This window comes from Streptomyces sp. NPDC053513, from assembly GCF_044544765.1.
Lineage (GTDB): Bacteria > Actinomycetota > Actinomycetes > Streptomycetales > Streptomycetaceae > Streptomyces > Streptomyces litmocidini.
In genome coordinates, this window is record NZ_JBITXP010000026.1 from 91,177 (window position 1) to 98,047 (window position 6,871).

Below are 6,871 nucleotides of genomic sequence, written 5' to 3' on the forward strand. Positions count from 1 at the left end.
ACGACGCCCAGGAGTTTCCATGTCCATCAGCACCGCCACCCTCATGGACGGCACGGCCCTCGCCCGCCGCACGGTCGAGGAGACCGCCGCCCGAGCCGCCGAGATCACCCGCCGCACCGGTGTCACGCCGTGCCTCGCGACCGTCCTGGTCGGCGCGGACCCGGCCTCCGTCACGTACGTGAAGATGAAGCAGAACCGCTGCGCGAAGGCTGGAATCCGCTCCAAGCACGTCGAACTGCCCGCTGAGACGACGACCGAGGAGCTCGTCGCCGCCGTCACCGCCCTGTCCGAGGACCCCGAGGTCCACGGCATCCTGCTCCAGCACCCGGTCGGCCCCCACATCGACGAGCGCGCCGCCTTCGAGGCCATCGCCCCCGAGAAGGACGTCGACGGCGTCACCATGGCCTCCTTCGCCGCCATGGGCTTCGGCCTGCCCGGCTTCGTCTCCTGCACGCCCGGCGGCATCATGCGCCTCCTCGACGCCTACGACGTCGAACTCAGCGGCAAGCGCGCGGTCGTCGTGGGCCGCAGCGCCATCCTCGGCAAGCCGGCCGGGCTGCTCCTCCTCGGCCGCGACGCCACCGTCACCTACTGCCACTCCCGCACCCGGGACCTCTCCTCGGTGATCCGTGAGGCCGACGTCCTCGTCGCCGCCGTCGGGAAGCCGAACTTCATCAAGGGCGAGGACATCAAGCCGGGCGCCGTCGTCATCGACGCCGGCTACAACCCGGGCAACATCGGAGACGTCGACTTCGCCTCCGCCGCCGAGCGCGCCTCCCTCATCACCCCGGTCCCCGGCGGTGTCGGCCCCATGACCATCGCCGTGCTCCTCGCCCAGACGGTCGAGGGCGCGGAGCGCCAGCTCGGCCTGTAGGCGGCTGTGAGCGGGCGGCGGCGGTGACGGGAGAGCGGCGGGGGCGCGAGCGCGCGCGGTCGGCGATCGTCACGATTCTGTACGGGTCGGGCCCGGCGGCCGGTGAAAACCGGCCGCGCCGCCGCCGAACGGCGAACCTGGTCCCTGTGTCCCACCCGCAGACCGCCACTCCGCCGTCCGACCCGGGCTGCCCGGACCCCTCCGCTTCCACCGATACCGACACCGATACCGAAACCGGTGCCTATACAGGGGCTTCGGCTTCCATCCGTACGGATCCGGTCGACATGGATCCTGCCGCATCCGCATCGATCGCCCCCGCCCGGCGCCGTCCGGTCGAGTCCCTCACGGTCGCGCGTCTCACGACCGGTGCCGAGTCCGCGTGGTCGGCCCGCTTCGTGCGGCTCGGCGCGGCCCGACCGGGGCCTGCGGCGCGGCGCGCCCGCTGGTTCGGCGTGCCGCTCGTCCCGCTGCTCACGGCCGGCCTGGTGGCCGGTGCCTTCCTGACCGCACGGGGCGGGACGGCAGGTGGCGGACTCGCCGACGGCCCGCCGGGCGGGAATCCGGCCGGCGCGCCGTCCCCCGTCGTCACCGGCGAGGCGGAACCGGCCTTCCCCGCTCCGGCGACCGGAGCGGGGGCGGCCGACACGCCGTCCGCCGGGACGCCCACGAACCCCACGACGACACGCGCCATGCCGCGGCGAACGGCAGCCGGAGACCGAGCCGGGCAACAGCAGAGCGGTGCGTCACCGTCCCCTTCCCGCTCCCGGAGCACCGCCCCCGCCACCGGCACCACCCCGTCCGGCCGCCCGACGGGCGCTCCGGCGCCCGAGCGAGCCGTCTCCTACGAGGCGCTGCGCGTCGGCGACTGCTTCGACATCGACCGCGACGCGCCCGGCACCGCCCTCCGGAGGCACTGCGACACGCCGCACCAGGGCGAACTCGTCCTCCGTCTCCGTCTGGCCGGCACCTTCGTCACCGACGAGGCGGTACGCGAGGCGGCCACCGCGCTCTGCCGCCAACCACTTCGCCGCAAGGCCGCTCGGCAGCCGCTGGGCACGCGCTGGACGACCTTCGTCCAGTACCCGTACCGGACGAGTTTCCTCCTGGGTGAGGACACCGTCGCCTGCAGCCTGGCCGTCACCCACGGCACGCTCAGCCACCGGCTCCAATAGAACCGGGACCAGGGGCACCGGCTTCACCGGCATCGGCTCCACCGGCATTGGCTCCACTGACATCGGCTCCACTGACACCGGCTTCACCGGCACCGGCACCGGCGGCGAGCGCCGTCGTCAAGGCCGCCGCCGGGTCATGGTCCGGCGGACCGGCCGGGGACCAGCGGGACCCGGCCTTCAGGTACGGCCACCAGCGCCCGTCCTCGCCGAGCCGCAGCTGCGCATCGGCGCCCACGGCCGTCCACCGCGCACCGCCCGCGCGCCGCAGCGCCGGCCGGTCGTCCTCCGCCCACGCCTCGGCGAGCCGGACCGCGGCCCGTTCCAGTGCCTCGGCGTCCGGCACCCACTCCTCGTCCAGTACGGCGAGGGCGGCGGCGCCGCCGAATCGCCACGCGCGCGTGGCCTGCTCCAGCTCCGCCCGTGACCTGCCGGAGCCGGCGGCGAGCCGCGCCGCGATCGAGGGGGCGGGGGCGCCCGCCGCGAGCCGTACCGCGTCCTGGGCGACCGTCAGCCGTCCCGGACGCGGCAGTCCCGCCCCGCCCGGAGCGGTCGCGCCCACGCCGCCGGTCGACTCGCCGAGCAGCCGGTGCGCGCGTGCCGCCGCGTCGGCCGCGAGGAATTCGAGGGCCGCAGGGTCGACCCCCGGCTCCGGCGGCGTGTCCGTGTCCAGGGACGGCGGCCGGCCCGGCACGTCCGGGGCGGTCGGAGGGGCGGGCAGCGGCGGCACGAGGAAACCCGCCGCGAACACCTCCTCGGCCGACACGCCGGGCATCCCGTCGCCCCCTCCGCCCGGCGCGCCGCCGGTCCCCGCCCCGCCCCGCCCGGACGGTGCGGCGGCCCGCGCGGCACTGCGCGCCTGCAGCTGCTCCAGAACGGTGCGTTCGCCCCGTCCGCGCATCAGGAGGAGGACGAACGGGTCCTCGTCGAGGAGGCGGGCGACCTGGTAGCAGAGCGCCGCCGTGTGCGGACAGTGGTCCCAGGCCTCGCAGCCGCACTCCGCGTCGAGGTCCCCGATGCCCGGCAGCAGGTCGAGTCCGGCCGTCGCCGCGTCCTCCACCAGGTGCGGAGGCATCTCGCGGTCGAGGAGCGCGGCGATGTGGCCCGCGCTGTCCACGGCGAGGTCGAGGAGCCGTTCCCACTGCTCCTCCGAGAACTCCTGCACCAGCACGTCGCCCCGGTACGCCGTGCCGTCGCGGTCCTTGACCACCGCGGTGATCCGGCCGGGCCGCACCGAGACGGCGCCCACCGCCCCCGCGCGCGCGTACCGGCGTCCCGTCTTGAGCTGCTGTCCGTCGAGCGCCGTGTCCTCCAGGGCCTTCAGCCAGGCCCGTCCCCACCAGGTGCGGGTGAACTCGCCGCCGCGCGCCGGCGGGAGCGCCTCGAAGATCCGCTCGTCGTCCCCCTCCCCGTGTCCGCGGCCGTGCCCCTGCCCGTACTCGCCGTGCCCGTGCCCGTCATGCCCGTGGCCGTGCTCGTGCCCGTACTCGCTCATCGTCCGTCCCCTCGCAGTCGCACCAGCTCCGCCAGTTCGGCATCGGTCAGTTCGGTCAGCTCCGGCGGGGCGTCCCCGCCGGAGCCGAGGACCGTGTCCGCCAGCTCGCGCTTGCGGTCGAGCATCGCGGCGATCCGGTCCTCGATCGTGCCCTCGGCGATGAGCCGGTGGACCTGCACCGGCCGGTCCTGCCCGATCCGGTACGCGCGGTCGGTGGCCTGTGCCTCCACGGCCGGGTTCCACCAGCGGTCGTAGTGCACGACGTGTTCGGCGCGGGTCAGGTTGAGCCCCGTCCCGGCGGCCTTCAGGGAGAGCAGGAAGACCGGGACGTCCCCGTTCTGGAAGCGGGCGACCATCGCCTCGCGTTCGGCGACGGGGGTGCCGCCGTGGAGGAACTGCGTCCGCACGCCCCGCGCCGCGAGGTGCGCCTCCAGGAGCCGGGCCATCCCCACGTACTGGGTGAAGACCAGGGTGCGGGCGCCCTCGGCGAGGATCGTGTCGAGGAGTTCGTCGAGCAGCTCCAGCTTGCCCGAGCGGCCCTCGATCCTCGGCCGCTCCTCCTTGAGGTACTGGGCGGGGTGGTTGCAGATCTGCTTGAGGCCCGTCAGGAGCTTCACGACGAGGCCGCGGCGCTCCATGCCGTCGGCTTCGGCGATCGCCGCGAGGGTCTCCCGTACCACCGCCTCGTACAGACCGGTCTGTTCCGGTGTCAGGGAGACGGTCCGGTCGGTCTCGGTCTTCGGCGGCAGCTCGGGGGCGATCCCGGGGTCGGACTTGCGCCGGCGCAGCAGGAAGGGGCGGACGAGGGCGGCGAGCCGCGCGGCGGCGGCCGGGTCCTGCCCGCCCTCGACGGCGGCGGCGAACCGGGTCCGGAAGGCGCCCAGGCCGCCGAGGAGCCCCGGGGTGGTCCAGTCGAGGATCGCCCACAGCTCGGAGAGGTTGTTCTCCACCGGCGTGCCGGACAGCGCCACGCGCGCGCGTGCCCCGATGGTCCGCAGCTGACGGGCCGTCGCCGAGTACGGGTTCTTGACGTGCTGTGCCTCGTCGGCGACGACGAGCCCCCAGTTCCGGGCGGCGAGCCGCTCGGCGTCCAGCCGCATGGTGCCGTACGTGGTGAGCACGAAGCCGTCGGCGACCTCCTCCAGGTCGCGGGCCGCGCCGTGGAAGCGGCGCACCGGAGTGCCGGGCGCGAACTTCTCGATCTCCCGCTGCCAGTTGCCCATGAGCGAGGTCGGGCAGACGACGAGGGTCGGCCCCGCGGACGCCGGGTCGGTCTGCCGGTGCAGATGCAGGGCGATGACCGTGATCGTCTTGCCGAGCCCCATGTCGTCGGCGAGACAGCCGCCGAGGCCGAGCGAGGTCATCCGGTGGAGCCAGTCGAGACCGCGCAGCTGGTAGTCGCGCAGGGTCGCGGCGAGCGCCGCCGGCTGCGAGATCTCCGGGCGGCCGCCCTCGGGTTCGGTGAGCCGCTCCCGCAGGCGCTCCAGCCAGCCCGTCGCGGCCACCTCGACGGGGCGTCCGTCGACCTCGGTCGTGCCGGTGAGGACGGCCGAGAGGGCGTCGACCGGTGTGACCTTGCGGTCCTGATGGGCCCGGGCCCGGCGCACCTCGGCCGGATCGACGAGGACCCAGCGGTCGCGCAGCCGTACGAGCGGCCGTCCCGTCTCGGCGAGCCGGTCGAGCTCGGCCCGGGTGAGCTCGTGGTCGCCCACGGCGAAGCGCCAGTTGAAGGCGAGCAGGGAGTCGGCGGCGAGGAAGGAGGGCAGCGAGGAGGCGCGAGCGGCGCCGGTGGCCGAGGCGTAGGTGAGGTCCGAGGCGTCCGAGGCGCCCATGGCCTCCGAGGCGTTCGTGACATCCGTGCCGAGCCCGGGACCGAGACCGAGACCGAAGCCGAAGCCGTCACGGGACGCGTCGCCCTCGGCTCCCTCCGGGCCGATCACCGCGCGGGCGGTGAGCCGGTCGGCCAGCTCACGGGGCCAGTGGACCTGGACGCCCGCCGCCGCGAGGGCCGTGGCCGCCGGGCCCAGGAGCTCCGCGACCTCCTCGTCGGCGAGTTCGACGGTGTCGGGCACGGCCGCCGACAGCAGCGGGGACAGCGGAGGCCAGGCGCGGGCGGCACGCCGGAGGGCGAGGAGGGCGTCCATCCGGGCCCGGGGCCCGAACGCCGCCCCGGCGCGGCCCGACCCCGCCCACACCTCCGCCGCGTCCGCGACCAAGGTCGGATCGGCGGCGCCGTGCAGCTGGAGCACCGCCCGGAACGCGGGCGCCTCCCGGGACTCCGTGGTGAAGCCGGGCAGTTCCAGCCGGAGCGAGAGCCGGACGCCGGCGTCGTGCACGGCTGCCACGTCGGCGGCCCACGCCCGCTGCTCGGGAACGGTCTGCGGCGCGTCGGCCGCGAAGGCGGGCCCACCGGCGGCCAGCGGGGCCGCCGGGGTACGGGGCAGCGTGTCGGCCACCGCGTCGGCGAAGGCGCGCAGCAGCGCCTCGGGCTCGGGCAACAGCAGCAGGGGTTCGTCGTCGGACGGGGGCGCGTCGCCGTCCGGCGGTACGGGGGCGGGCAGGGGCACGGCGTGCGCGAGGGGCGGCATCGACGCGGCGAGCGTGCGGAGTTCGGCCAGTTCCCCCGGGCCGAGCGGCCCGACCCGCCACGCGTCGTGGTCGCCGGGTGTGAGGCCGGGCAGCAGCAGGCCGCGTGCGACGAGGTCCAGGGCGAAGAGGGACGCGGCACCCCAGAACGCGGTCGCGGGAGAGGCGGCGTCCGAGAACCGGGCGCGGACGAGGAGCGGCAGGGCGTCCCGTACGGACAGGGTTCGGGCGGCGACGGTCACGGCTTGGATCAGGTCGCCGTCGACGACGGTGATCTCGGTGTCGCCGGGTGAGGTGTCGCCGGAGGAAGAGACGCCGGAGGAAGAGACGCCGGAGGAAGGGGTGGTGGAGGAGGAGACGGCGGGGGAGGGATCGTCGGCGACGGGCAGGGGCTCACCGTCCGGCGACCAGAAGGCGATCCGTCCGGCGCGGGGCGGGTCTGCGGGCAGGAAGACGGCGGAGTGGCGGAAGAGCCGGGAGGTTTCGGGGGCGGGTTCGCGGACGGGTTCGGGGGCCGGTTCATCGGGTCCGTGCGAGAGCGACAACGCATTCCTCAAATTTGACTACCTGGAGACCGAGTCGCCGAGGATACCCGACGGGATCAATCTGCGCGCGCCCGTTCCGAGTGAGGTGCGTCACGGGGTGGGGGGGGGGGGGGGGGGGCCCCCCCCCCCCCCCCCCCCCCCCCCCCCCCGGGGGCGGGGGGGGGGGGGGGGGGGGGGGGGGGGGGGGGCGGCGGGCGGGGCG

General features: G+C 75.6%; 4 protein-coding genes. 2 read left to right on the forward strand and 2 right to left on the reverse strand.

Annotation, left to right across the window (positions count from 1 at the left end; genetic code table 11):
• Positions 1-19: 19 nt before the first annotated feature.
• Both ACIGW4_RS31505 and ACIGW4_RS31510 read left to right on the forward strand, forming a co-directional pair.
• Positions 20-874, forward strand: a complete 855-nt coding sequence (locus tag ACIGW4_RS31505) for a bifunctional 5,10-methylenetetrahydrofolate dehydrogenase/5,10-methenyltetrahydrofolate cyclohydrolase (protein WP_398711089.1) — start codon at positions 20-22, stop codon at positions 872-874.
• A gap of 284 nt (positions 875-1,158) precedes the next feature.
• On the forward strand, positions 1,159-2,046 hold the full coding sequence (locus ACIGW4_RS31510; RefSeq protein WP_399584464.1) for a hypothetical protein: 888 nt from the start codon (positions 1,159-1,161) through the stop codon (positions 2,044-2,046).
• Here ACIGW4_RS31510 and ACIGW4_RS31515 read toward each other — a convergent pair.
• Together ACIGW4_RS31515 and ACIGW4_RS31520 are read right to left on the reverse strand one after the other, a co-directional pair.
• Positions 2,027-3,538: an SWF or SNF family helicase gene (locus ACIGW4_RS31515; protein ID WP_399584467.1), complete on the reverse strand. Its 1,512-nt coding sequence runs from the start codon at positions 3,536-3,538 to the stop codon at positions 2,027-2,029. The genes ACIGW4_RS31510 and ACIGW4_RS31515 overlap by 20 nt on opposite strands.
• Positions 3,535-6,669, reverse strand: coding sequence for a DEAD/DEAH box helicase (locus ACIGW4_RS31520; RefSeq protein ID WP_399584470.1), 3,135 nt, complete (start codon positions 6,667-6,669; stop codon positions 3,535-3,537). Before ACIGW4_RS31520 ends, ACIGW4_RS31515 begins: the two co-directional genes overlap by 4 nt.
• Positions 6,670-6,871 lie beyond the last annotated feature (202 nt).